The sequence below is a fragment of the Celeribacter baekdonensis genome (assembly GCF_900102315.1).
Lineage (GTDB): Bacteria > Pseudomonadota > Alphaproteobacteria > Rhodobacterales > Rhodobacteraceae > Celeribacter > Celeribacter baekdonensis.
This window is the reverse complement of sequence record NZ_FNBL01000003.1, coordinates 169,582-192,835: the sequence shown is the minus strand read 5'-3', so window position 1 is coordinate 192,835 and position 23,254 is coordinate 169,582. Positions and strand designations below refer to the sequence as shown.

The 23,254-nt window shown below is 56.7% G+C and carries 26 protein-coding genes and 1 tRNA gene; 13 read left to right on the top strand and 14 right to left on the bottom strand.

The window, feature by feature from the left end:
- Window positions 1-73: 73 nt before the first annotated feature.
- The 3 genes from BLT54_RS07455 (at window position 74) to BLT54_RS07445 (ending at window position 1,979) form a co-directional block, all read left to right on the top strand.
- A complete protein-coding gene (locus BLT54_RS07455; protein WP_074642999.1) occupies window positions 74-667 on the top strand; it encodes a hypothetical protein in 594 nt (197 codons plus the stop codon).
- Window positions 668-823: 156 nt separating this feature from the next.
- Complete coding sequence (locus BLT54_RS07450) at window positions 824-1,069, top strand: hypothetical protein (RefSeq protein WP_143026772.1); 246 nt, start codon at window positions 824-826, stop codon at window positions 1,067-1,069.
- A 181-nt stretch (window positions 1,070-1,250) separates the two neighbouring features.
- Window positions 1,251-1,979 carry a plasmid recombination protein gene (locus tag BLT54_RS07445; RefSeq protein WP_074642994.1) on the top strand — a complete coding sequence of 243 codons (729 nt, stop codon included), beginning with the start codon at window positions 1,251-1,253 and terminating at the stop codon, window positions 1,977-1,979.
- Between the two features lie 266 nt (window positions 1,980-2,245).
- On the opposite strand, the gene BLT54_RS07440 is transcribed toward BLT54_RS07445, so the two are convergent.
- From BLT54_RS07440 to BLT54_RS07425, 4 genes are all read right to left on the bottom strand, one after another.
- Window positions 2,246-2,335 (bottom strand) — tRNA-Ser (locus tag BLT54_RS07440).
- 98 nt (window positions 2,336-2,433) lie between these two features.
- Entirely contained in the window at window positions 2,434-3,444 is a 1,011-nt protein-coding gene (locus tag BLT54_RS07435) for an NAD-dependent epimerase/dehydratase family protein (protein ID WP_074642992.1), read from the bottom strand.
- Between the two features lie 11 nt (window positions 3,445-3,455).
- The gene (locus tag BLT54_RS07430; protein ID WP_074642989.1) at window positions 3,456-4,622 is read right to left on the bottom strand and encodes a nucleotide sugar dehydrogenase; all 1,167 of its coding nucleotides are present in this window, start codon (window positions 4,620-4,622) and stop codon (window positions 3,456-3,458) included.
- Window positions 4,623-4,816: 194 nt separating this feature from the next.
- Window positions 4,817-5,035 (bottom strand): hypothetical protein, encoded by a 219-nt coding sequence (locus BLT54_RS07425; RefSeq protein ID WP_074642987.1) that lies wholly within the window; start codon window positions 5,033-5,035, stop codon window positions 4,817-4,819.
- 384 nt (window positions 5,036-5,419) lie between these two features.
- Here BLT54_RS07425 and BLT54_RS07420 point away from each other — a divergent pair, with 384 nt between their 5' ends.
- Window positions 5,420-6,817 (top strand): coniferyl aldehyde dehydrogenase, encoded by a 1,398-nt coding sequence (locus tag BLT54_RS07420; RefSeq protein WP_074642984.1) that lies wholly within the window; start codon window positions 5,420-5,422, stop codon window positions 6,815-6,817.
- A 58-nt stretch (window positions 6,818-6,875) separates the two neighbouring features.
- On the opposite strand, the gene ychF is transcribed toward BLT54_RS07420, so the two are convergent.
- The gene (ychF, locus tag BLT54_RS07415; RefSeq protein WP_074642982.1) at window positions 6,876-7,973 is read right to left on the bottom strand and encodes a redox-regulated ATPase YchF; all 1,098 of its coding nucleotides are present in this window, start codon (window positions 7,971-7,973) and stop codon (window positions 6,876-6,878) included.
- Window positions 7,974-8,099: 126 nt separating this feature from the next.
- On the opposite strand from ychF, the gene trpA reads away from it, so the two are divergent.
- Window positions 8,100-8,891, top strand: a complete 792-nt coding sequence (gene trpA, locus BLT54_RS07410; protein ID WP_074642979.1) for a tryptophan synthase subunit alpha — start codon at window positions 8,100-8,102, stop codon at window positions 8,889-8,891.
- 19 nt (window positions 8,892-8,910) lie between these two features.
- Here trpA and BLT54_RS07405 read toward each other — a convergent pair whose 3' ends face one another.
- Entirely contained in the window at window positions 8,911-9,381 is a 471-nt protein-coding gene (locus tag BLT54_RS07405; protein WP_074642976.1) for a GNAT family N-acetyltransferase, read from the bottom strand.
- A 228-nt stretch (window positions 9,382-9,609) separates the two neighbouring features.
- Between BLT54_RS07405 and BLT54_RS07400 the strand changes: the two genes are divergently transcribed.
- The 4 genes from BLT54_RS07400 to BLT54_RS07385 all read left to right on the top strand — a co-directional run bounded on the left by BLT54_RS07400 (window position 9,610) and on the right by BLT54_RS07385 (window position 14,410).
- Window positions 9,610-10,719: a carboxynorspermidine decarboxylase gene (locus BLT54_RS07400; RefSeq protein ID WP_074642974.1), complete on the top strand. Its 1,110-nt coding sequence runs from the start codon at window positions 9,610-9,612 to the stop codon at window positions 10,717-10,719.
- 43 nt (window positions 10,720-10,762) lie between these two features.
- Window positions 10,763-12,007 (top strand): saccharopine dehydrogenase family protein, encoded by a 1,245-nt coding sequence (locus BLT54_RS07395; protein ID WP_074642971.1) that lies wholly within the window; start codon window positions 10,763-10,765, stop codon window positions 12,005-12,007.
- Window positions 12,008-12,131: 124 nt separating this feature from the next.
- Entirely contained in the window at window positions 12,132-13,019 is an 888-nt protein-coding gene (locus BLT54_RS07390) for a hypothetical protein (RefSeq protein WP_143026771.1), read from the top strand.
- 227 nt (window positions 13,020-13,246) lie between these two features.
- Window positions 13,247-14,410, top strand: a complete 1,164-nt coding sequence (locus BLT54_RS07385) for an alpha-hydroxy acid oxidase (RefSeq protein ID WP_074642966.1) — start codon at window positions 13,247-13,249, stop codon at window positions 14,408-14,410.
- Window positions 14,411-14,425: 15 nt separating this feature from the next.
- Here BLT54_RS07385 and BLT54_RS07380 read toward each other — a convergent pair whose 3' ends face one another.
- Window positions 14,426-15,583: an MFS transporter gene (locus BLT54_RS07380; protein WP_074642964.1), complete on the bottom strand. Its 1,158-nt coding sequence runs from the start codon at window positions 15,581-15,583 to the stop codon at window positions 14,426-14,428.
- A gap of 223 nt (window positions 15,584-15,806) precedes the next feature.
- Between BLT54_RS07380 and BLT54_RS07375 the strand changes: the two genes are divergently transcribed.
- The 4 genes from BLT54_RS07375 (at window position 15,807) to BLT54_RS07360 (ending at window position 18,442) form a co-directional block, all read left to right on the top strand.
- Window positions 15,807-16,427 (top strand): 50S ribosomal protein L25/general stress protein Ctc, encoded by a 621-nt coding sequence (locus BLT54_RS07375; RefSeq protein ID WP_074642961.1) that lies wholly within the window; start codon window positions 15,807-15,809, stop codon window positions 16,425-16,427.
- A 121-nt stretch (window positions 16,428-16,548) separates the two neighbouring features.
- Window positions 16,549-17,286, top strand: a complete 738-nt coding sequence (locus BLT54_RS07370; protein ID WP_074642958.1) for a glycerophosphodiester phosphodiesterase — start codon at window positions 16,549-16,551, stop codon at window positions 17,284-17,286.
- 30 nt (window positions 17,287-17,316) lie between these two features.
- Complete coding sequence (gene pth / locus BLT54_RS07365; RefSeq protein WP_074642955.1) at window positions 17,317-18,003, top strand: aminoacyl-tRNA hydrolase; 687 nt, start codon at window positions 17,317-17,319, stop codon at window positions 18,001-18,003.
- Between the two features lie 58 nt (window positions 18,004-18,061).
- Window positions 18,062-18,442 (top strand): DUF2237 family protein, encoded by a 381-nt coding sequence (locus BLT54_RS07360; RefSeq protein ID WP_074642953.1) that lies wholly within the window; start codon window positions 18,062-18,064, stop codon window positions 18,440-18,442.
- On the opposite strand, the gene BLT54_RS07355 is transcribed toward BLT54_RS07360, so the two are convergent.
- From BLT54_RS07355 to ihfB, 7 genes are all read right to left on the bottom strand, one after another.
- Window positions 18,439-18,960 (bottom strand): helix-turn-helix transcriptional regulator, encoded by a 522-nt coding sequence (locus BLT54_RS07355; RefSeq protein ID WP_074642949.1) that lies wholly within the window; start codon window positions 18,958-18,960, stop codon window positions 18,439-18,441. The two genes, BLT54_RS07360 and BLT54_RS07355, sit on opposite strands and share 4 nt — an antisense overlap.
- A 39-nt stretch (window positions 18,961-18,999) precedes the next feature.
- A complete protein-coding gene (locus BLT54_RS22520; protein WP_176832841.1) occupies window positions 19,000-19,482 on the bottom strand; it encodes a PepSY domain-containing protein in 483 nt (160 codons plus the stop codon).
- Between the two features lie 108 nt (window positions 19,483-19,590).
- Window positions 19,591-20,100: a hypothetical protein gene (locus BLT54_RS22515; protein ID WP_074642943.1), complete on the bottom strand. Its 510-nt coding sequence runs from the start codon at window positions 20,098-20,100 to the stop codon at window positions 19,591-19,593.
- 217 nt (window positions 20,101-20,317) lie between these two features.
- Window positions 20,318-21,568, bottom strand: coding sequence for a tryptophan synthase subunit beta (gene trpB, locus BLT54_RS07340; protein WP_074642941.1), 1,251 nt, complete (start codon window positions 21,566-21,568; stop codon window positions 20,318-20,320).
- Window positions 21,569-21,667: 99 nt separating this feature from the next.
- On the bottom strand, window positions 21,668-22,309 hold the full coding sequence (locus tag BLT54_RS07335; protein WP_074642938.1) for a phosphoribosylanthranilate isomerase: 642 nt from the start codon (window positions 22,307-22,309) through the stop codon (window positions 21,668-21,670).
- Window positions 22,310-22,327: 18 nt separating this feature from the next.
- Window positions 22,328-22,675, bottom strand: a complete 348-nt coding sequence (locus BLT54_RS07330) for a LapA family protein (protein WP_074642935.1) — start codon at window positions 22,673-22,675, stop codon at window positions 22,328-22,330.
- A gap of 27 nt (window positions 22,676-22,702) precedes the next feature.
- On the bottom strand, window positions 22,703-22,984 hold the full coding sequence (gene ihfB, locus BLT54_RS07325) for an integration host factor subunit beta (protein ID WP_009572065.1): 282 nt from the start codon (window positions 22,982-22,984) through the stop codon (window positions 22,703-22,705).
- Between the last annotated feature and the right edge of the window lie 270 nt (window positions 22,985-23,254).

Genomic DNA, 23,254 nt, shown 5'->3' with positions numbered 1-23,254 from the left:
AACAGGCGAATACTCATTCGTTGACACACTTAGGCAGCTTGGGGCAACGCCTACTGGGGGTCAACGGGTGCGAATGCTGGATATTCCCGCGAGAGGGGAATATGGCGTTTTTGACGTTTTACACGGATTTGATACGAGCGATGCGTTCGTGTCTCAGCTAGAGAACGCCCTCGACGAGGCATCAGGTCCGCCTAGCATTGAGTTCATCGAGCGGCTTCTGGCGATGACAAAAGACGATCTCAAAAAAGCGCTCGATAACGACCACACGGCTCATGCTCAGGATCTCAATGAAAATCTGGGTATTGTTTCTGGTGACGACAAGACATCTGAGATCCGCAGGGTAATCAAATCCTTCGCCCTGATCAGCACCGCCGGAGAATGGGCGACAAGGTGGGGGCTTACAGGCTGGGAGCCCGGTACTGCCTCCGCTGCTGTGAAGACGATCGCACACCGCTGGCTTGAAGAATACTGGAACATGCCGAATCATCAGTCTGAAGAGCTGGAAAAGGTGCACGATTATCTTATCGAAAATGAAGCACGTTTCATAAACCTATTCGGCGATACGACGGCCTCTAATGAGGACACCCTTGGATATCAAGATGACCAGTTTTTCTATGTCCTGCCCCAGACCTATTCCAGGATGACTGACACGAAAACAAAACGCTGAGCGCCTTGGTAGGAGGTGGGTATTTGGAAAGTGGAGGTGAAAGAAACAGCTATCAAAAACGGCTCCCGTCCGGTGTCCATAACCGAACCCGCGCTTACCGGATCCGCCGGAGCATCTTAAATTTCGAAAAAAACGAAACACATGAAAGGCAAAACGATGACCGATCTCACACATGATGATGTCGATAATATGCTCACGCAGACGACTGACGAAAATGTCCGTGAAACCCTGCTGGAGGTTAAATCACTGCTCGTCGCATTCGACAGCGAAACCGACGCAGGCCTGCAAGAGCAGATGATGGTGAAAATCCGTGACCTCAATTCTGTCTTGCAGCACGAGCTGAGCGGCGCGGGTCACGACTTTGATGACTATGTCAACGATGGCGTCTTTCACAAGGAGTGATATCGTATCGGTGATGGGGCTTTCCAGGAGCGCCCACACGCGTTCTGGCCCACGGGCGCTCCGGGACAGGAACATAATAGTCGGTCTTTATTGTGTTAACCTCGATAACTTTCTCTGTCTGAGTGTTTCGGTTTTTCAGGGAGTCGCGATACCGTCGGGGTAGACCGAGGAGGTAACCACGATGCCCGACGAGATCGTATTTATTCACTGCCAGACCTTTTCCAGAAAGGCCAACCGGGCCGGCCAGTGCGTCCAGCTGGTCGTTCAGGAAGGTCTGCGCTCCGGAGGCTACCACCCGCATGTCGAGGACCCGAAACCTCTGGCCAGGATTTTTGGCGATCCGGCTGGCTTCCAGAAAATACACGATGACCACGTCGCGCAGCGCAGGACTCTCGCGGTGAAAAATGGGAAGACTAGCAAGAGGGCGATAAGGGCCGACAGACACAGCTTGTTTACGGTCGTCGCCTCATACCCTGTGCCGACCGCGGCTCTGGAGGCGTCGCCCGAGGAACTGGACAGGTTCAAGAGGTGGGTCGATTTGGCGATAGCGTGGGTCCGGGCGCGGTATGGTGATCAACTCAAAGTCGCCTTCGCGCACATTGATGAACAATACCCACATCTTCATTGCTGGTTTCTCCCGGATAACCCTAGTGCTGACGCGAGCCTCCTCCACCCAAGGAAGCGGGCGAAACGGGAGGTCCAGGCGCGCCTGAAATCTGGAGGGGTGGATCCCCGCGAGGAGGTCGCGGCTGGGAACAGGGCCCTGAAATCCGCCATGCGGAGTTGGCAAGACAGTTATCACCGGACCGTGAAGAGGGTAGTTGGACTCGGCATGCATGTGAGCCGAGCAAGCAACTTGCGCCTGATGAACCCGCCGTTCCTTAACTCAGGCGGGCCCGTGCCGCCGTAGTGGCTCCAGCGTGTGATCGGGTCTGGACCCAACTTGTCCCTCCCGAAGAGCAGACTGGCGCTTGATTCGCAGAGCGGGTAGCTGAAAGGCCCCCAGTCAAAGATGCAGAGCGAGTTTTCCCCGGAGACCGCGAACCTCGCGGTATTCAGCTCGCTTTGTACAAATGTACAAAATCTCTCCCCACGACGTGCGATGTCTGGGAAATAGTTTTTCCGATGGTGGTGAGGATTTTTCTTTGTCACGCAGGGCCTTAGCCGGGGCGTAGGTGGCGGAGACGATGGGATTCGAACCCACGAGACCCTTCCGGGCCTACTCCCTTAGCAGGGGAGCGCCTTCGACCACTCGGCCACGTCTCCGCCGACCCGTGTAATGGAGGCGTTTCAGAGACACAAGATAAAATGACACCCTATGAGCGCATGTTTTTCTGTGTGCGATCTGCGTGCGCGGGCGGCGATCACGTGTCGTAATACTGCCGATACCACCCCACGAATTTGGCAACGCCATCTTTAACCGCGGTTTTCGGCGCGTATCCGGTGAGTTTTTGCAACAGATCGGCATTGGCCCAAGTGGCAGGCACGTCGCCCGCTTGCATCGGCATGAGGTTGCGCGTGGCTTTTTTGCCGGTGGCGGCCTCGATGGCTTCGATGAACTCCACCAATTGCACGGCGTCGGAGTTGCCAATGTTCACCACCCGGAAAGGCGCAACAGGCGACAGGCTGTCGCCCTCTTCCACCACGCCATCCTCGGGCCGTACTGGCACCGCGTCGATCAACAGCCGGATGGCATGCACGAGATCTTCGACATAGGTGAAATCACGCTTCATATCGCCGAAATTATAGACGTCGATCGGCATGTCTTCCAAGATCGCTTTGGTGAATTTGAACAGCGCCATATCGGGGCGCCCCCAGGGACCATAAACGGTAAAAAACCGGAACATGGTGATCGGCAGGTCAAACAAATGCGCATAGGAATGCGCCATATTTTCCGTGGATTTCTTGGTGGCGGCATAGAACGACATCTGATGGTCGGCCTTGTCGGTCTCACGGTACGGCATTTCGGTATTGGCCCCGTAGGCCGATGAGGTCGAGGCCAAAAGCATGTGTTTTGGGGAAAAGGCGCGCGCCGCTTCCAGCAATTCAAACGTGCCGATGAGGTTGCTTTCAAGATAGGAGCGCGGATTCTCGATCGAATAACGCACCCCCGCCTGAGCCGCGAGATGGATCACCACATCGGGCTTTTCGTCTTCGAACAGCGCCATCAAAAGGCCCGGCGTTTCGACCTTATCATGCACCGCACGGTAGCCATCATAGGCCAACAACGTGTCTTCACGGCGCTCTTTGAGGGCCACATCATAATAATCGGACAGGCAATCCAGACCGATGACACGAAAGCCGTCCTCCAAAAGAGTGCGGCAGACAAAAGAGCCGATAAATCCGGCCGCGCCGGTGACGAGAGCTGTGGGCATAGGGTCTGTCCTCAATCCGCGCCAAACAGGTCGCGGGTGAAAATTTTCTCAGAAACATCAGAGATGTCATCGGTGACGCGGTTGGCGACGATCACGTCCGCCTCTGCTTTGAACGCGGCCAGATCATTGACCACACGCGAGCCAAAAAACGCGCTTTCCGTCATCACCGGTTCATAGACGATGACCTCGATTCCCTTGGCTTTGATGCGTTTCATGATGCCTTGGATCGAGGATTGGCGGAAATTGTCGGACCCCGCCTTCATCACCAAACGGTACACGCCAACCACTTTTGGGCGCTTCGCGATGATCTGATCGGAGAGGAAATCTTTGCGGGTACGATTGGCATCCACAATGGCGCGGATGAGGTTTTGTGGCACTTCCGAATAGTTCGCCAAGAGTTGCTTTGTGTCTTTCGGCAGGCAATAACCGCCATAGCCAAAGCTTGGGTTGTTGTAATGCGACCCGATGCGCGGGTCCAAACCGATGCCCTCGATGATCTGGCGACTGTCCATCCCGCCGGCCATCGCATAGCTGTCCAATTCGTTAAAAAACGCCACCCGCATCGCGAGATAGGTGTTGGCAAAAAGCTTGATCGCCTCGGCCTCATCCGCATCGGTGAACAGGACCTCAACGTCCTTTTTGATCGCCCCTTCAAGCAGCAAATCCGCAAACACCCGCGCCCGATCCGAGCGTTCGCCAACGATGATCCGCGAGGGATACAGGTTGTCATAAAGCGCGCGGCCTTCGCGCAAAAACTCAGGGCTGAATATCACCTGATCGGTATCGAATTCCTCTCTGATCCGGCTGACAAAGCCTACGGGAATGGTCGATTTCACCACGATCGTCGCCGTTTCATTGACGGCGAGCACCTGTAAAATGACTTTCTCCACGCTCGACGTGTCGAAATAATTGGACTTGGCGTCATAGTTCGTCGGCGTCGCCACAATCACAAAATCTGCGTCCGCGTAGGCCGCCTTTCCATCCGTCGTCGCCCTCAATTTAAGCGACTTATGCGCCAGAAACTCTTCAAGTTCGGCATCGACGATGGGGGATTTGTGCGCGTTGAGCATATCGACACGAGAGGGAGAAATATCCACGGCCACAACATCATGGTTCTGCGCCAATAAAACCGCGTTCGACAACCCAACATACCCAATACCAGCGACTGCGATCTTCATGGGGACCCTTTCGTATGAGAGGACAAACCTCAGACACGAAAGTGATAGAGGAAGCGCACGCGCCTATCTAGCCCAGATCGTCAATACCCTCATATGTGAGGCAAATCCGGCACGTCACCTGCCGATCACGCCCAGAATATTGCGCCTGTATGCGCCTGCAAGAGGGCCGAGGCGGCATAAAACCCCCAAGCGCCTCACTTGGGCAAGGGAGAGATTTCGCCTTCCCCAAGTCCGACACTCACGGGCGGTTGATCCACAGCCTCGCCCATCGGCACAACCGCGCGGTTTTTCAGATTTGGAAACGCCGCCTGTGCCACCTGCGGCGCGCCCACCGCCATCACGCCCAAAAGCACCAGCATCCCAAAGCCGGGACACAGAGGGCGTGAAAACAGGCCTGTTTCGATCTTTGACATTTCATTCCCCCACGTGACAAAACTGCGCCCACAGGCGCAAAATCGGCCCCCGCCAATTCATGCCGCCACAAAACCACAAAGCCCCTAATGAAACGTTGAAACAGGCGATTTTTTGGCCCCTCCCTGCCCCATCTGTCACGCAATCGAGACAATTTAGAGATAACAGGGGCATATGAGAGACCACCAGGCGTAGGAACCTGCAACATGACCGAGATCAGACCTTTCGCATTCGTTTTGGCATGCCTGTTGGAACCGTCGCAAAACGGCATTCGCGCCACAATGCGCCGCCTTTTGGGCCTCTGACGTCACGACACAACGCATCTGCCGCCTTCCTATGGCTCCTGTTTTCTGGCTCAATGCCAAACAGACCGGGGGAGACGACATATGAGTACCGAGATGCCATCCGTTTTTGAGGCCATGCGCCGTGCCCATCGCGCGGAGCCAGTGGTATCCTATGAGGTGCGCCTCGACCGCCTCACACGGCTGGAGAACGCCCTGACCAAAGCAGAGCCCGCGCTGCTCACCGCCATGTCCGACGATTTTTCCCATCGCAGTGCGCAGGAAAGCCGGACCTTTGACATCGACGTGAGTTTTGGCGAGATTCGCACCGCCAAGCGCCATCTCAAAGCTTGGATGAAAATCCGGCGCGTGCGCACGCCGTTGATTTACAAACCTGCTCGCGCCGAAATTCGACCACAGCCCTTGGGCGTGGTCGGTGTGATCGCACCATGGAATTTTCCGGTGATGCTGTCGCTTGCGCCCATCGCGGCGGCTCTGGCTGCGGGCAATCGGGTGATGCTGAAACCTTCGGAATTGACGCCGCGCACCTCCGCCGTCTTACGCGATATGATCACCGAGGCCTTCGCCCCCGACGAAATCAACGTGATCACCGGCGGCCCCGATGTGTCAGCGGCGTTTTCCGCCCTGCCCTTTGATCACCTTTTTTTCACCGGCTCCACCGCTGTGGGCCGCAAAGTGGCCGAAGCGGCAGCGCGCAATTTGACGCCCGTGACCTTGGAACTGGGCGGCAAATCCCCCGCCATTCTGATGCCCTCCGCCGATCTGGACCGCGCCGCGCGGCGCATCGCCTGGGGCAAAACCGCCAATGCCGGTCAGGTCTGTGTCGCGCCCGATTATGTTTTGGTGCCGCGTCATAAGATTGGCCCCATGGCCGACGCAGTGATGGGCGCGATGATGCAGTTTTATCCGCAAGGCGCGCAAAGCCCGGATTTTGCCGGGATCATCACGGAGCGTCACCTGACCCGGCTTGATGCGCTGTTGTCGGAGGCAAAAACGCGCGGGGCCGAGGTGATCCGGCTTGACGGCGGCACCGGGAATGCCCGCAAATTCGCCCCCGCCCTCGTGCTCGACCCACCTTTGGACATCGCCTTGATGCAGGAGGAAATCTTTGGGCCGATCCTGCCGATCCTGCCCTATGACACGCCGCAACAAGCGCTTGATTTCGTCGCCGGGCGCGATCATCCGCTGGCGCTTTATGTCTTTGCAGAGGACCGCGCCGAACAGACCCTGTGGCTCGATCACTCCATTTCAGGCGGTGTGACGGTCAATGACACTGTGATCCATGTGGGCTTTGATACGCTGCCCTTTGGGGGCGTTGGCGCCTCTGGCATGGGCGCCTATCATGGCCGCGCCGGGTTCGAGACGTTTTCCCATCTCAAACCTGTGGTCCGGCAAGTGAAATGGAACGGGATGGCTTTGGTGGAGCCGCCTTTCAAAGGCCTCAAAGCCCGTCTTCTCAAACGCCTGCGCCGCTTTATGTAACATAAAGGACCGCCCAAACGGACGGCCCTCAAAGATTTTAGATCTGGTGCAAACCGCCTCAGCGGCTGAACAAAAAGTGCATCACATCGCCATCTTGGACGATGTAGCTCTTGCCCTCAGCGCGCATTTTACCGGCTTCTTTCGCGCCAGTTTCGCCTTTAAATGTCACAAAGTCTGCAAAAGCGATGGTTTCCGCGCGGATGAAGCCTTTTTCAAAATCGCCGTGGATCACACCCGCCGCTTGCGGTGCGGCGGTGCCTTTTTGAATGGTCCAAGCGCGGGCCTCTTTCGGGCCGACGGTGAAATAGGTTTCCAGATGCAGCAATTCGTAGCCAGCGCGGATCAGACGGTCGAGACCGGCTTCTTCGAGGCCCATTTCGCCCAAGAACATTTCCGCTTCTTCCGCTTCAAGCTGAGAAATCTCTTCCTCGATCTTGGCGGAAATCACCACCGCGCCCGCGCCCTGCTCCGCGGCCATTTTGGCGACCGCTTCTGAATGCGCATTGCCCTTGGCGGCGTTTTCTTCCTCAACGTTACAAACATAGAGGATCGGCTTTTGCGTCAAAAGTTGCAGCATCCGCCATTGCTTCATGTCATCCGGGTCGATCTCGACGGACCGGGCCGGTTTGTCAGCCTCAAGTGCTGCTTGGGCGGCGGCCAAAAGGCGGTCTTGTTGAAGCGCCTCTTTGTCATTGCCTTTGAGTTTGCGCGCCAAATTGGCCCGGCGTTTCTCGATGCTTTCCAGATCGGCCAGCATCAATTCCATCTCGATCACCTGCGCATCATCGACCGGGTCCACACGGCCCTCGACATGGGTCACATCGCCATCTTCAAAACAGCGGACCACATGGGCGATGGCGTCGCATTCGCGGATGTTGGCCAAGAATTGGTTGCCAAGCCCCTCGCCCTTTGAGGCGCCTTTGACCAGTCCCGCGATGTCCACAAATGTCATTCGTGTCGGGATGATCTGTTTCGACCCGGCGATCTCCGCCAAACTGTCCAGACGCGCATCCGGCACCGCGACCTCGCCCACGTTGGGTTCAATCGTACAGAACGGAAAATTCGCCGCCTGTGCTGCTGCCGTTTTGGTCAGAGCATTAAACAGCGTCGATTTGCCCACGTTCGGCAGCCCGACAATTCCCATTTTAAAGCCCATATCGCGTCCCTTTGTTCAGATTCCACGCGTGTCTAAGGCCCAAAGAGGCCTCGCGCAAGCCTTCCCCATTGCACTTGGCGCAAAGATCGGCCAAACCCGGTGAACAAGTTCAAGCCGGAGGCCCCTATGACCCGCATCGACGCCAAATTCGCCGAACTGAAAGCTCAGGGCAAAAAAGCCTTTGTCGCCTATGTGATGGCGGGTGATCCCGATGTTGAAAAGTCGCTTGAGATTGTCAAAGCCCTGCCCGGTGCGGGTGTCGACATCATCGAGTTAGGGCTGCCCTTTACCGATCCGATGGCCGATGGTCCAACCATTCAACTGGCCGGCCAACGCGCGCTGGATCATGGCATGACCTTGCAAAAGACCCTTGATATGGCAGCAGAATTTCGCAAGCTTGATGACACCACCCCGATCGTTTTGATGGGCTATTACAACCCGATCTATTCGCGCGGTGTCGATAAGTTTTTGGTCGACGCGGTTGCGGCCGGAATTGACGGGTTGATCATCGTCGATTTGCCGCCCGAAGAGGATGACGAGCTGTGCATTCCGGCGCAAAAGGCCGGGATGAATTTCATCCGCCTAGCCACGCCGACGACCGATGACAAACGCCTGCCGAAAGTGCTGACCAACACCTCAGGCTTTGTCTATTACGTCTCGATCACCGGGATCACCGGTGCCGCCGCCGCCTCTGGTGCCGATGTTGCCCCGGAAGTGGCGCGGATCAAGGCCAAAACCGACCTGCCCGTGATCGTGGGCTTCGGCGTGCGCACACCCGAGAAAGCCCAAGAGATCGCCGCCGTCGCGGATGGCACCGTGGTCGGGTCAGCGATTGTCAATGAGATCGCACAGGGCAAGTCGGTGGACGAGATCATCGCCTATGTCGCCGCCTTGGCCGATGGTGCGCACCGGGCGTGAGGTGGAACTCTGAGCGCTCTCATCTCGTTTCCAGCCGGAATTTGAGAAAGCGGTTGCCCTCATAGAGGATGTCGCCGACTTGCTGCGCACCCATCCGTCGCAGCGCCCCAAGGCGGCGCCGCGAGGGCGGCAAGAGGAAGGTGACATAGGGGATGCGCGCGTCCTTGCGGGCGAAGTCCAACGCCTTTTTCGCGATTTTGACCCCGAGACCAAAGTGGTCCGGGCGCAGAACGAGACCGAAATCCCACTCATCGCCTTCCTTTTGAAACCCGCCCCAGCCGACATAGGTCCCGTCCGCAAGAAACGCCCAATGCCCCAACCCGTCCCGCGTCCAGCAGGCGTCCTTGGCGGCCACAAACGCGGCGACGGTTTCCTCGGTCCAGGGCATAGACAACAGCGGCATATGCTCCGCCACACGCGGATCGCGCATGTGGCCCAAGATGTCGGCGGCAGGGACCTCCGTCAAACGGACAAAATGAAGATCGGTCATGCAGGCCTGTCTTGTAACGTCGGAACACCAAAGTCGGAGCACCTATGGAGCATATCTCGCCCAAGACGGTCAAGCGCAGGCCGCTCACCTTGCCATCACGTTTTCGTCGCCTGTTCTCTTAGAAAACTGTCGCACTTCATCTCCCATGTTTTGCTTGCCTCATGGGATGAATCGCCCTAAGTGCCCCTCACACCGTTCATCCCTTTTGAAACTGTGAGGGGACCCACGATGATCCAGACGCCTTACTACCTCATCGACAAGGCCCGCCTGTTACCCAACATGGAAAAAATCGCCCGGCTGCGTGAGCGCTCCGGCGCCAAAGCGCTTTTGGCGCTCAAGTGTTTTTCCACATGGCCAGCGTTCGATTTCATGCGCGACTATATGGACGGGACGACCTCGTCGTCGCTCTATGAGCTGAAACTTGGCGCGGAGAAATTCGGCAAGGAAACCCATGGCTATTCCGTTGGCTGGGCTGATCACGAGATTGACGAGGCTGTCACCCATGCCGACAAGCTGATTTTCAACTCTCTCGGGCAGTTGGATCGTTTCGGTGCCAAGGCGACAGGCATTGCCACCGGCCTGCGCCTGAACCCGCGGTTTTCAACCTCGGGATTTGATCTGGCGGACCCGGCACGACCGTTTTCACGGCTGGGCGAATGGGACATGGACCGTCTGGAAAGTGCGTTGGATCGCATCACCGGCGTGATGATCCACTATAATTGTGAAAACCGCGATTTTGATCTGTTTTCCGACCAATTGACCCGGATCGAGGCCGAGTTTGGCACGTTTTTGAAACGTTTGGACTGGGTCTCTTTGGGCGGTGGCATTCATTTCACCGGCGATGACTATCCTTTGGACAAGCTCGCGGATCGGCTCAAAGCCTTCTCGGATGCCATGGGCGTTCAGGTCTATCTTGAACCCGGCGAGGCGTCGATCACCGGCTCGACCACGTTGGAAGTGTCCGTCCTCGACATCATCGACACCAAGAGTGAAGATCGGGGCAAAAAAGTTGCCATCGTCGACAGTTCGATCGAGGCGCATATGCTTGATCTGTTGATCTACCGTGAGACGGCAAAATTGCCGCAAAACGGCACGCATGCCTATCAAATCGCGGGCAAAACCTGTTTGGCCGGGGACATATTTGGCGACGCCTTGTTCGACAAACCGCTCGAAATTGGCGATAAAATCTCGATTCAGGACGCAGCCGGTTACACAATGGTTAAAAAGAACTGGTTTAACGGTGTGCAAATGCCCTCCATCGCCCTGCGCGAATTGGATGGGTCCATCACCATAGCCCGCACATTCGGGTATCAGGATTTCGTCGCGGCGCTCGGCTGAGCCCGCTTTCACTCACCACCCAAACGATAGGGGGTCTCGACCGTTGAAACGGAACGTACTCATCATTGGCGCAGGCGGCGTCGCTCAGGTCGTGGCGCATAAATGCGCTCAAAACAACGATGTGCTGGGGGATATTCATATCGCCAGCCGGACGCTCGCAAAATGCGAAGCGATCCTTGAGTCCGTGCAGTCAAAACGCGCGATGAAACAAGAGGGCGTTCTTGCGGCCCATCAGGTCGATGCGATGGACAGCGCGGCGGTAGCAAGCCTGATCCGCAAGACCGGTGCCCAGATCGTGATCAACGTCGGCTCCGCCTTTGTGAACATGACAGTGATGGACGCCTGTATCGAAACGGGCGCGGCCTATATCGACACGGCGATCCACGAAGACCCGGCCAAAATTTGCGAGATCCCGCCGTGGTATGGCAATTATGAATGGAAAAAGCGCGACCTCTGCGCCGAGAAAGGTGTCACCGCGATCCTTGGCGCGGGCTTTGATCCGGGTGTGGTCAACGCCTTTGCCCGCTTTGCCGCCGATCAGATGGACGAGGTCAAATCCATCGACATCGTCGACATCAACGCCGGCTCGCATGGCAAATATTTCGCCACCAATTTCGACCCCGAAATCAACTTTCGCGAATTCACCGGCACGGTCTATTACTGGGAAGACCAGCAATGGAAAGAGACGTCGATGTTCGCCTCTGGCCGCGAATGGGACCTGCCCGTTGTGGGGATGCAAAAGGCCTATCAATCCGGCCATGACGAGGTGCACAGCCTCGCCGCCAATTACCCCAAAGCCGATGTGCGGTTCTGGATGGGCTTTGGCGATCATTACATCAACGTCTTTACCGTTTTGAAAAACCTCGGCCTTTTGTCCGAACAGCCGGTGACAACCGCTGAAGGCCAGGAGGTCGTGCCGCTCAAAGTCGTCAAAGCCGTGTTGCCCGACCCGTCGTCCTTGGCCCCGGATTACACCGGGAAAACCTGTATCGGCGATCTGGTGAAAGGCGTGAAAGACGGCAAGGATATCGAGATGTTCGTCTACAATGTTGCCGATCACAAAGAGGCCTTTGATGAGGTCGGCAGCCAAGGCATTTCCTACACGGCGGGTGTGCCTCCTGTGGCGGCTGCGATGTTGGTGGCCTCTGGCGAATGGGATGCGAAGACCATGAAAAACGTTGAGGAAATGGACCCGAAACCGTTCTTTACGCTGCTCGACAAGATGGGGCTCCCAACCCGTGTTCAGATCGGCGGCCTTGGCGGCGAAGACAAAGCCTGGGACGCGTAACCCCGCCTCACCGCGCTGAAAAGCCCGCTGTTTGGCGGGCTTTTTTTATGTCATCTGGCCGCAATTTAAGAGAATGGAAAGACGAATCGCACAAGGTCAGCGCAGTGAAACCAGCGAGACGTCCATGCCCTTCATCCGCCTCCTCTTTGTGATTTGTTTAACTGTGGTCTCCAGTCTCGGCCCCCTGCGCGCCGCGCAGGCAGAGACATCATATGACCAACATGTGCTCTTGATCGGGGAGCAAAGCGCGCTTGGGCATCGCCTTGTCCGCAGTATCTGTTTCGCGCAGGCCGGAATTGATGTCGCACGCAATCGTCGGGTGATCGAACAGACACGCACAAAGATTTCTACGGCTCTTTTGGCACTCACCGAGGGCACTGACACCATCTCCCCGATCACCAACGGCAATATCCGCACCCAAATTGGCTCTGTTGCAATGGTTTGGAAAGGACTCGACAAAAAAGCGGTGGCCTTTCTCTCGGGCACGGGGCTTACGGATGAAGAGGTCCTCAAACTTACGTTTAAGTCTCAATCTCTGGAAAAACTTTGGCGCAATGTTTCCCAATCTTTGGAACTTCAAACCTCGGTCAACCAAGCGCCCGAAAAACTGGCCCGAACCCGGATTATCACCACAGCCACGAATCAAAGCCAACTGTTGCAAGAGGCGGGCAAAGAGGCCTGCCTCATCCACCTTGCGCATGCGTCGCAAACTGGGCAAACAGAGACCGCCCAAGTGGAAAGCCTCAAAGGCATCCTTGCGACCTTCGACCAGAATATCTTTGATCTGACTTTCGTGCGCCCGGCACAATCCCCCATTGCGCAACCAGATGTGCTTGAACAGGCGGCTTTCAACACATGGCAGGACTGGGTCGGCCTTGAAACTCTGTTTCAAGGGATCATTGAAGACCCAAATAGCCAAGACATGATCAACCTGTTGCCGGACATGTCCTTTGGCATTGAGTTTCTGGACACGAAGCTGCACGAGAACATTGCCATTTTTATGAGCCTGTAATCGACCGCGCCGTTACGTCCAAGCCAGGCTCCAGACAACAAACCCATAGCGGAGTTGCGTTGACCAAATGGCGACTGTGCCCATGCAGTGCCCAGACCTCCCATGCCCCCATAAAGCCGCCCCTGTGCGATGCCCGCGTAAAACGCCGCAGCAATTGGTCTTGGCCTCAGCCACAATATGTGCAAATTGGTTAAATAAGAAAACCAATCCGACCAATAGGATCAACAATGCCTGTCATCACCAATATTTATGATCTCAAACGGCTGCATAAAATACGCACGCCAAAGATGTTTTATGACTATTGCGAAAGCGGGTCTTGGACCGAGCAGACCTTTCGCGAAAATGTCACCGATTTTGACAAGATCCGCCTGCGCCAACGCATTGCAGTGGACATGACGGGCCGCTCGACCGCCTCTAAAATGATTGGGCAAGATGTGGCCATGCCCGTGGCCCTTGCCCCTGTGGGGCTGACCGGGATGCAGCGCGCCGATGGCGAGATCAAAGCGGCCAAGGCGGCGGCAAAATTTGGCGTGCCTTTCACCCTGTCGACAATGTCGATCTGTTCCATCGAAGATGTCGCCGAACACACGGACAAACCCTTTTGGTTTCAGGTGTACACCCTCAAAGACGACGATTTCATGCGTCGCCTGATTGCCCGTGCCACAGAGGCCAAATGTTCCGCTCTGGTGATCACCGTCGATTTGCAAATCATGGGCCAGCGTCACAAAGACTTGAAAAACGGCCTTTCCGCCCCGCCCAAACTTACACCCAAATCCATCGCCAATATGATGACCAAGGCGCAATGGGGCCTTGAAATGCTCGGCACCAAACGGCGCTTTTTCGGCAACATCGTCGGCCATGCCAAGGGCGTCACCAACCCGTCTTCTCTGAGCGCATGGACCGCAGAAGCCTTTGATCAATCGCTTGACTGGAACCGGATCGCCGAACTGCGCCGGATGTGGGACGGTCCCGTCATCCTTAAAGGCATTTTGGACGCGGAAGATGCCAAACAGGCGGCCAATATCGGCGCGGACGCCATTGTGGTCTCTAACCACGGCGGACGCCAACTTGATGGCGCGCTCTCCTCCATTCGGATGCTGCCCGAAATCATGGACGCGGTCGGCGACAAGATCGAGGTGCATCTCGACAGCGGCATTCGCTCGGGTCAAGACGTGCTCAAAGCCTTGGCTCTGGGGGCAAAAGGCACCTATATTGGTCGCGCTTTTGTCCATGGGCTTGGTGCCATGGGCGAAGCTGGCGTGACCAAGGCGCTTGAGGTGATCCAAAAGGAAATGGACACCACCATGGCGCTCTGCGGCCGCAGAACCGTGGATCAGGTCGACCGGGATATGGTTTTGGTGCCTGAAGATTTCGCCGGTCGCTGGGCGTAATCCCAGACAAACACCTCAGCCCCGTGTGCGGGTCAATGAAAGCACCGCAGGGATGATCACAGAAAGCATCCCTGCGACGCATAAAAACGCCACGCGCAACCCGAAATGGTCAGACACGAAACCGATGGTCGAGGGTCCGACAAAAAAGCCGACAAAGCCCAACATCCACGCGCGGGAGATGGCGAGACTGCGATGGCGGCGCGACACGCGTTTGCCCAAAAGAGAGGTCGCGGTTGGCACGATCACCGCCATGCCGATTGCGGTGACGGCAATCCCAAATAGCGCGATCGGTTGGGTTTGGGCCTGAGACAGGATCAGCGCCCCGATCACCCCCAAAACGCCTGACCACAGCACCACACGTGCCTCGCCGAGCCGCTGCGTGCCCAAATGCCCCAAAAGACGAAACGTGGCCATGGTAAAGCCAAGGGTGGAGGGACCGAAACCGCCCTGCCCCGCCGCGCCGCCAAGCTCGCGTTCAAGAAACAGCGCCGACCAGGATTCGATGGCGTTTTCGCCCACAAAGGACACAAACAACATCAAAGCAACCAACAGGATCGGACGCCACGGCAAACCGGGCGTCTCATGTGCACCGTCTTCGTCGGTGTCCGGGACAACCGGATCGCGCGCTTCAAATGTGAGAAGACCCAACACCAAGACGACCCCACCCATGAGAGGCAAGACCTGCGCGATGCTCCAACCGGACTGTCGCAACGCCGCCACAAACAGCGCTGCAGTCCCGAAACACAGGGAAAACATCGCGTGATTGAGGTTCATGAGATGCAAGCCATGGCGCTCTTCAAGTTGCGAAATCCGCAGGTTGGCGTTGATGTCGAGGCTGGCCACGGCCATGCCAAGCGCAACCATCACGGGGAAAAGCAGGGCGGTTGATGCGGCAAAAATCGGCAATTGCAACACCACCATCGACAGACCAGCCAAAAGGGGCAAGACAAAGCGCCCAAGGGTCTCGGAGAGTTTGGGGGCGATATACATGGCCACCATCCCCCCTGCCGCAGACCCCAAAAGGGCAGCGCCAAAGGCCGCATCACTGGACTGCGCCTGAATTTTAATGACGGGAACCATCGCGGCGAACGTGCCCCAGACCACGCCGACCGCGCCCAAAGCCAAAATAGGACCGCGCGAAACCGTAAGCGCGCGTAAAAAGGTCTTTGCCATATCAGGCTCCAAAGCTGTACTGAATCGGATTAGACGCGCCTCATTCAAAGCGCTTTGGATAAGGTATATCGCAAGCTGCCGGGGCCACAAGTCGCATTTGCACCATCGCGTGCCGGGGCAGGCAAGATGGGGCTTTCAATTTGGGAGAATCTCGCCTATACGCGCGACTTCATGCGGGACTACAGCCTTGGAGGAGTCCCGCCCTAACATTTGGAGAATTAAAATGGCTGGTGAGATTCCTGATCTTATTGCCACGGTACGCGCGGGGACAGGCAAGGGCGCCGCTCGCCAAGCTCGTCGTGACGGGTTCGTACCGGGTATCGTTTACGGCGATGACAAAGAGCCGATGCCGATCAACCTTCCGTTCAACGTGCTGTTGAAACGCCTGAAAGCGGGCCGTTTCTTGTCCACGCTGTTCAACCTCAAAGTTGAAGGCCAAGAGGATGTGCGCGTGATCTGCCGCGGCGTTCAGCGCGACGTGGTGAAAGACCTTCCGACTCACGTCGATTTCATGCGTCTGCACCGCAACTCCCGCATCAACCTGTTCATTCCGGTTGAAATTGTGGGCGAGGAAGTGTCCCCGGGCATCAAAAAAGGTGGTGTTGTCACCCATGTGCGCACCGAAGTTGAGCTGATCGTGACTGCGGCGGATATCCCCGATCACATCACGCTCGACATCTCGAAAGGCACAATCGGCGATGTGTACCACATTTCCGACATCGAACTCCCCAAAGGCTCCAAAGCCGTGATCGACCGCGATTTCGTCATCGCCAACATCACCGCACCGGCTGGCCTTGGCAGCTCTGATGATGAAGAAACCGAAGAGGCCGCTGCAGAGGAATAATCCTTGGCAGCCCTGTTCAGGCATTGAAACGCGGGTCCTTCGGGGCTCGCGTTTTCGTTTTGACCCCCATTTCCACGCCAAACGTCATGCTCCTGTGATCTCGCCCATTTAGCACGAGCGCATGATGACACAGATTGCCTGCCACCGCGGCGCACGCCTCAGCGCGCCTGAGAACACATTTCCCGCCTTCGAGGCGGCTTTGGCGCAGGGCGGGGATGTTCTTGAATTCGACGTGCGCCAAACCCGAGATGGCGTGCTTTATGTGATGCATGACGAGACCGTGGACCGCACCACCAACGGCACCGGCCCGATCGCCGACATGACATCGAAAGAGGTCGATGCCCTGGATGCGGGCGCTTGGTTCGATGCTCGATTTGCGACAACGCCCGTTCCGCGTCTCGATGCGTTTTTGGACGCCTTCAAATCCCGCGCAGCCTTCTACATCGAAGTCAAATGGGCCGATTGCGACGCCATCGCCCAAATCATCCATCGCCTCGACATCGCCGCACAGTGTTACACCTGCTCCTTTTCGGAACAGATGCATCTCGACATGCTGCGCGCAGCCCCCGATGTCGCCCAGATGGTGCATTGGCGACGCGCAACGCCTGAAACGCTGATTGAAAAATTTGACGCCAGCATCGTCGAATTCTATGCCTGCAATGACGCCAAGAATGATTTCACCCTTGAAAACGTCCGGGCGGCACAGGCGGCAGGGTTGGCCACGCAGGTCTATTCCGACACAGTCTCGCCCGCGCTTTTTGCCCAGATCCGGGATTGGGGCGTCGGATGCCTCAACACCGATCACGTCTCGGCCTTTCATACCTTTCGCACTTCTCAGGACTCGCCAAAAGCGCCATGACACGCTAGGTCTTCGCCAAAGGAGACTGCCATGCGTTTGTTTGTCGGCCTCGGAAATCCGGGCGCGAAATATGCGGGAAACCGCCACAATATCGGCTTTATGGTTGTGGACCGGGTCCAGGAAGATCACGGGTTTGCACCGTGGCGGTCCAAATTTCAGGGCCAAGTGTCTGAGGGCAAACTTGGGTCTGAGAAGGTGATCCTGATCAAGCCCGAAACCTTTATGAATCTCTCCGGCCAATCCGTTGGCGAAGCGATGCGATTTTACAAACTCACCCCGGCCGATGTGGTGGTGTTTCATGACGAGCTGGACCTTGCGCCCGGCAAGGTTCGGGTCAAAACCGGTGGTGGGCATGCCGGGCACAACGGGTTGCGCTCCATTCATCAACATATCGGGGCGGAGTATGACCGGGTGCGTTTGGGCATTGGGCATCCGGGCCACAAGGACCGCGTTGCCCCCTATGTCTTGTCAGACTTTGCCAAAGCCGATCAGGACTGGCTCGACGATGTGATCCGGGGCTGTTCCGATGGGGCGGCCTCTCTGGCGGCTGGCGAGGCTGCAAAGTTTTCCAATGCCGTCGCCTTGCGCACAAGCCCGCCCCGGCCTTCGACCGGGACCAAAGCCCGCGATCCGAAAACCGATGCGCCTGCCCCAAAATCAGACACGCCTGAAGCACCCAAATCACCCTTCGACAAGCTGCGCGACAAATTCCGCTGATCCTCTCCCCTTGACCACGGTGCCACACCCTCTACCTTGGGTCAAAAGGAGACGCGTAATGGTCACCCCCTCCCCTTCGATCAATGTTCTGGGCGGCGCTTTGGCGCCCTGCTCCACCGATCCGGTGACGGGCTATTTTCGCGATGGCACCTGCAACACGTGCCCGCAGGACAGCGGGTCTCACACGGTCTGCGCGGTGATGACCGGGGAATTTCTTGCCTATTCGAAATATGTTGGCAATGACCTCTCAACGCCGCGCCCGGAGTTTGGCTTTGTCGGCCTCAAACCGGGGGATGCATGGTGCCTCTGTGCGGCGCGTTTTTTTCAGGCCCATGATGAGGGATGTGCGCCCAAAGTCTCTTTGGCCTCGACCCATGTCCGCGCGCTTGAAATCGTGCCTCTTGAGGTGCTCAAAACCCACGCTGTCGAAACATTCTAAGCGGCCACATCACCGCGCACTGTCTCAACCGTGACGCCATCCATCAGATCGTCAATGAACAAGCTCAACAGTTGCGCAGCACCACTCACGCCCGCTTTGCGGTAGACTGCGCCCATCTGTGCCTTGACCGTGCCTTCCGACGTGGCACGCACTGCCGCGATATCGGAAATGGACAGGCCCTTGATCAAAAACAACGCCACATCGCGTTCGGCGGGCGTCAGCGACCAGGTCGCAAACCGTTCCTCCAACACATCGACAAAGGCAGAAGAGGCACGGCGCAATTTGTCCTCAGCCCTTTGTCGGTGACGCAGTGAACGATTCAGAGCAATGCCCCCCAGCCCAAGGCCAAGGAGCAGCCCAACAGCGGCCAAAATTTCAATAAGCTCACGGGTTTGCCATGCGATCGGGTTGGCACGAAGACCGATCACAGATCCAAGAATGTCCGACACAAAGAAAAACGCGCAGATGGCCTGCACGATGAAAATCGCCAAAATTATATAGCGTTCTTGCAAACGCATCCCTCCCTTTGCCGCATAAAATGGCTGTGCGGCCCCTGCTCAGTCCTCGTTGTCGTCGTCACCGTCATCGTCATCGTCGCTGTCGTCGTCACCGTCATCGTCATCGTCGCTGTCATCATCGCTGTCGTCGGACTCGTCTTTGTCGTCATCGCGGTCTGATGAGCCCTTGTCCTCATCGTCCTCATCGTCTTCGTTGTCCGGCCCAGACGTCGTGTCTTCCCGCTCTGCGGCATCATGCCCGGTCGAACTGTCAACAATCCGCGGGGCTTTGTTCCCCACCTCATCCTGCCAGAAATCACGCAAAATTTCTCCCGTGACCGGATTGAGAATGATCTCACGTCTTTGACCGTTGCCCGTCGCGACAAAGCGCGTTCGCCCCAACAGGGTGCGACCGACTGTAATTTTTTTGAACCCCTGCTGACGCAATTGCGCGAGGATCATATCTTCGGCAGGCTGCGCCATTGCGGCCCCGCCCATGGTGAGCGCCGCAGACAGTCCTATGAAAAAGCGTCTTCGATTCATCGTTACCCTCGGCTTTAAACGCCTCCCGCGCGGTTTCGCGGGGGGCGTCATGTTGGTTATCATGTGGCGCGGGAATGCGCCGTATGACAGGCGGATTCTCTGCGCGGCTTAGCGATCATCCCCGTCGTCATCATCGCTGTCGTCACCATCATCGTCACCATCATCATCGCTGTCATCGTCACTGTCGTCGTTATCGCTGTCATCGTCGCTGTCACTGTCGTCACTGTCATCATCGTCACTGTCGTGAGAGCTGCCACGATCATCATCGCTGTCATCATCGGCTTCATCATCGGCTTCATCATGATCTTCATGATCTTCGTCAGCGTAAGTATCGCCGTTATGCTGCTCAATGTCATCAAGCTCATCGGCCAAATCATTGTCAGAAAGCCGCTCAGTCTCACGTTTGCGGATTTGGTTGGTGGCATTGTCAAATGTCACTTCGATTTTTTCACCATCCACAAGCACCTCCACTTTGGTGGTGTTGGCGCGGCGTTTGATTTCGATTTTTTGCGCGCCGGGGAACATATCGATGATTTCTTCGGTGGTCATCTCTGCAAATGCCGTAACGGGTACGCCTGCGGCGAGGAAAGCGATGGAAGTCAAAAGTACTTTATGCATGGTCGTTCCTTTCGGAGGGATCAGGTTTCAATGAACGGGGCACGAGAGCACCCCGGAACAACTGCACTCTCACCGACAAACCTTACCGAGTTCTACCAACCACGGGCCTAAACCCGGCACCATAAACCCCCGGCCCACGACCCTAAACCTGAGTTTAGGGTATAAAAAAGGGCCGCTCCCACTGGAACGACCCTCATAGCCCATTGATCTCTTTATATTATTTAAGGTCGCGACCTTCAGAGCCTGCGATATTCACGCCCAGATGGCGCGCCACGGTAAAGATGTCTTTGTCGCCGCGCCCACACATATTCATCACGATGATATGGTCCTTGGGCAGGGTCGGAGCCAGTTTCATCACATGCGCCAGCGCATGCGACGGCTCAAGCGCCGGAATGATACCCTCGGTCCGGCAGGAAAACTGAAACGCTTCCAAAGCCTCTGTGTCGGTGATCGAGACATATTTGGCGCGGCCAATATCATTGAGCCACGCGTGCTCTGGCCCGATGCCCGGATAATCCAAGCCCGCAGAAATCGAGAAGCCTTCGAGAATCTGCCCATCGTCATCTTGCAACAAATAAGTGCGGTTGCCGTGCAACACACCGGGACGCCCCCCCGTCAGCGAGGCGCAATGTTCCATCTTCTCATTCACGCCCTTGCCACCCGCTTCGACGCCAATGATATTGACACTCTCGTCGTCAAGGAACGGGTAGAACAGCCCCATCGCGTTGGAACCGCCACCAATCGCCGCGATCACAGTGTCGGGCAAACGGCCCTCCCCCTCTTGCTCGGGCAACTGCCACCGGACCTCTTTGCCGATGATGGATTGGAAATCGCGCACCATCGCCGGGTACGGGTGCGGTCCCGCCACCGTGCCGATGCAATAAAACGTGTCGCGCACATTGGTCACCCAATCGCGCAGCGCATCGTTCATCGCATCTTTCAACGTGCCACGACCGGATTTCACCGGCACCACTTCAGCACCCAAAAGCTGCATCCGAAACACGTTCGGCATCTGCCGTTCCACATCATGCGCACCCATATAGACCACGCATTTCAGACCGAATTTGGCACAAACCGTCGCCGTCGCAACCCCGTGTTGGCCCGCGCCGGTTTCAGCAATAATCCGGGTTTTGCCCATGCGCCGCGCCAAAATGATCTGGCCCAAAACGTTGTTGATCTTATGCGCGCCAGTGTGGTTGAGCTCGTCACGCTTGAGATAAATCTTCGCGCCGCCCAACTCTTCGGTCATCTTTTGCGCGTAATAGAGCGGGCTCGGGCGACCGACATAGTGTTTCCACAAATCTTCCATTTCGGCCCAAAATTCGGGATCGACCTTGGCTTTCTCATATTCCTCTTCGAGCGAGAGGATCAGCGGCATCAGTGTCTCAGACACGAATCGCCCGCCGTAATTGCCAAAGCGGCCCTTTTCGTCAGGGCCGTTCATGAAGCTGTTGAAAAGATCGTTCATCGCGATGCTCCTTTGCGGATCCACATGGATGTAGCTCACGGGCGCGGGTCGGTAAAGCGCGCCCGTCTTCATTGCAGGGAAAATACTCGAAAAAGCCGGTCAGGCGCCCCGAATGGCGGCCATAAAGGCGCGGATTTTGGCGGGGTCTTTCACGCCCGGCGCGCTTTCAACGCCGGACGAGAGATCAACCTGTTTCGCGCCCGTCATTTGGATCGCAGAAACCACGTTCTCCGCCGTCAGGCCACCGGCCAACATCCATGGCGCATTCCAGGCGCGTTTGGAAATCAGCCGCCAATCAAAGGAAAGACCATTTCCGCCGGGAATAGCCGCACCTTTCGGGGCTTTGGTGTCGACCAAAATCTGATCCGCGACCATGCCATAGGCGTCCAAAGCGGCCAAATCTTCTGGGCCGGAGACCCCCACCGCTTTCATCACCGGCAAGCCATAGCGCGCACGGATGTCCGACACCCGCTCAAGGCTTTCCGTGCCATGAAGTTGCAGCATATCAAGCGGCACCTGATCGGTGATCCGGTCCAGTTCCGCATCGGTGGCATTCACCACCAAAGCGACCTTGGCCACGCCCATAGGCACCTCAACCGCCAGAGCGCGCGCTTTGGGGATATCGACATAGCGGGGGGATTTCGGGAAAAACACAAAGCCCAGATATTGCGCCCCGGCCTCAACAGCCACGTCGACCGTCTCCAGCGTGCTCAGTCCGCAAATTTTGACGCGTGTGTCCATGGACCTGTTCTAGCGCAATCAGTGTTCCAAAAGTGCCAGGACTTCGTCGCCCTCACTCTTGGCTTTGGCTGTTTTCAGCTTGTCGACTTCACGGGCCAGTTTTTCTTTTTCTCGCTTGTGGCCGGACGCGGCGGAGCGGTGTTTATACTCGCGCATATATTCCCAGACAAAGCCGATCAAAAGCCCGGCCACGATCGCGCCAAAGATCATCACAAACATCGGCAAGCTCAGTGTCAGGGACAGGCCTGTAAGGCTGGCCAGATCTGCGGGCAAAAGGTGGAGCACAACGACATCGCGATTGGCCAAGGCCACAGTCACCAGCACAACGGCAAGCGCCGCGAGAAACGCGTAACGGATGTAGCGCATCAGCGCCCCCTTCCTTTATGTCAAAACTCACTCGCCGTTTAGACGATCGCGCAACAGCTTACCAGTTTTGAAAAACGGCACATGCTTTTCATCAACCGGAACGCTTTCGCCAGTGCGCGGATTGCGCCCCAGTCTTGCATCCCGTTTCTTGACGGAAAAGGCGCCAAATCCGCGCAGCTCGACACGGTCGCCACGCGCCATCGCTTCGATGATCTCTTCAAAGATCGTGTTCACGATCCGCTCAACGTCGCGTTGATAAAGATGCGGATTCTCATCAGCGATCTTCTGGATCAGTTCAGACCGGATCATGAAGTCCCCCCTTGGTTTGGGCGCGTTTCTTTCAAGCGTGACGCCCTTCATCTGAGATATAGGATCGGGTGAAGCGCTGACAACAGTCATTGTCGTACGGCATTGCACCAAAGCCCAGTTTTCGATTTTTGGCGGAACGCTTTGACGTTCTCATTTGTTCGACGACTATAGGATGGGATCGTTTTGCGGGGAATAGGCTCCGAGGCACGGAATGAGTTTTTTTTGGCTCTAATGTGCTGAGATTTAGCCCAAAAATCCAAAAATCTCTGA

What these genes read in the sequence shown, in the direction of transcription:
- BLT54_RS07455 (WP_074642999.1), top strand. Translation starts at nt 74, where the DNA reads ATGCTGGATATTCCCGCGAGAGGGGAATATGGCGTTTTTGACGTTTTA.
- BLT54_RS07450 (WP_143026772.1), top strand. Translation starts at nt 824, where the DNA reads ATGACCGATCTCACACATGATGATGTCGATAATATGCTCACGCAGACG.
- BLT54_RS07445 (WP_074642994.1), top strand. Translation starts at nt 1,251, where the DNA reads ATGCCCGACGAGATCGTATTTATTCACTGCCAGACCTTTTCCAGAAAG.
- BLT54_RS07435 (WP_074642992.1), bottom strand. Translation starts at nt 3,444, where the DNA reads ATGCCCACAGCTCTCGTCACCGGCGCGGCCGGATTTATCGGCTCTTTT.
- BLT54_RS07430 (WP_074642989.1), bottom strand. Translation starts at nt 4,622, where the DNA reads ATGAAGATCGCAGTCGCTGGTATTGGGTATGTTGGGTTGTCGAACGCG.
- BLT54_RS07425 (WP_074642987.1), bottom strand. Translation starts at nt 5,035, where the DNA reads ATGTCAAAGATCGAAACAGGCCTGTTTTCACGCCCTCTGTGTCCCGGC.
- BLT54_RS07420 (WP_074642984.1), top strand. Translation starts at nt 5,420, where the DNA reads ATGAGTACCGAGATGCCATCCGTTTTTGAGGCCATGCGCCGTGCCCAT.
- ychF (WP_074642982.1), bottom strand. Translation starts at nt 7,973, where the DNA reads ATGGGCTTTAAAATGGGAATTGTCGGGCTGCCGAACGTGGGCAAATCG.
- trpA (WP_074642979.1), top strand. Translation starts at nt 8,100, where the DNA reads ATGACCCGCATCGACGCCAAATTCGCCGAACTGAAAGCTCAGGGCAAA.
- BLT54_RS07405 (WP_074642976.1), bottom strand. Translation starts at nt 9,381, where the DNA reads ATGACCGATCTTCATTTTGTCCGTTTGACGGAGGTCCCTGCCGCCGAC.
- BLT54_RS07400 (WP_074642974.1), top strand. Translation starts at nt 9,610, where the DNA reads ATGATCCAGACGCCTTACTACCTCATCGACAAGGCCCGCCTGTTACCC.
- BLT54_RS07390 (WP_143026771.1), top strand. Translation starts at nt 12,132, where the DNA reads ATGCCCTTCATCCGCCTCCTCTTTGTGATTTGTTTAACTGTGGTCTCC.
- BLT54_RS07385 (WP_074642966.1), top strand. Translation starts at nt 13,247, where the DNA reads ATGCCTGTCATCACCAATATTTATGATCTCAAACGGCTGCATAAAATA.
- BLT54_RS07380 (WP_074642964.1), bottom strand. Translation starts at nt 15,583, where the DNA reads ATGGCAAAGACCTTTTTACGCGCGCTTACGGTTTCGCGCGGTCCTATT.
- BLT54_RS07375 (WP_074642961.1), top strand. Translation starts at nt 15,807, where the DNA reads ATGGCTGGTGAGATTCCTGATCTTATTGCCACGGTACGCGCGGGGACA.
- BLT54_RS07370 (WP_074642958.1), top strand. Translation starts at nt 16,549, where the DNA reads ATGATGACACAGATTGCCTGCCACCGCGGCGCACGCCTCAGCGCGCCT.
- pth (WP_074642955.1), top strand. Translation starts at nt 17,317, where the DNA reads ATGCGTTTGTTTGTCGGCCTCGGAAATCCGGGCGCGAAATATGCGGGA.
- BLT54_RS07360 (WP_074642953.1), top strand. Translation starts at nt 18,062, where the DNA reads ATGGTCACCCCCTCCCCTTCGATCAATGTTCTGGGCGGCGCTTTGGCG.
- BLT54_RS07355 (WP_074642949.1), bottom strand. Translation starts at nt 18,960, where the DNA reads ATGCGTTTGCAAGAACGCTATATAATTTTGGCGATTTTCATCGTGCAG.
- BLT54_RS22520 (WP_176832841.1), bottom strand. Translation starts at nt 19,482, where the DNA reads ATGAATCGAAGACGCTTTTTCATAGGACTGTCTGCGGCGCTCACCATG.
- BLT54_RS22515 (WP_074642943.1), bottom strand. Translation starts at nt 20,100, where the DNA reads ATGCATAAAGTACTTTTGACTTCCATCGCTTTCCTCGCCGCAGGCGTA.
- trpB (WP_074642941.1), bottom strand. Translation starts at nt 21,568, where the DNA reads ATGAACGATCTTTTCAACAGCTTCATGAACGGCCCTGACGAAAAGGGC.
- BLT54_RS07335 (WP_074642938.1), bottom strand. Translation starts at nt 22,309, where the DNA reads ATGGACACACGCGTCAAAATTTGCGGACTGAGCACGCTGGAGACGGTC.
- BLT54_RS07330 (WP_074642935.1), bottom strand. Translation starts at nt 22,675, where the DNA reads ATGCGCTACATCCGTTACGCGTTTCTCGCGGCGCTTGCCGTTGTGCTG.
- ihfB (WP_009572065.1), bottom strand. Translation starts at nt 22,984, where the DNA reads ATGATCCGGTCTGAACTGATCCAGAAGATCGCTGATGAGAATCCGCAT.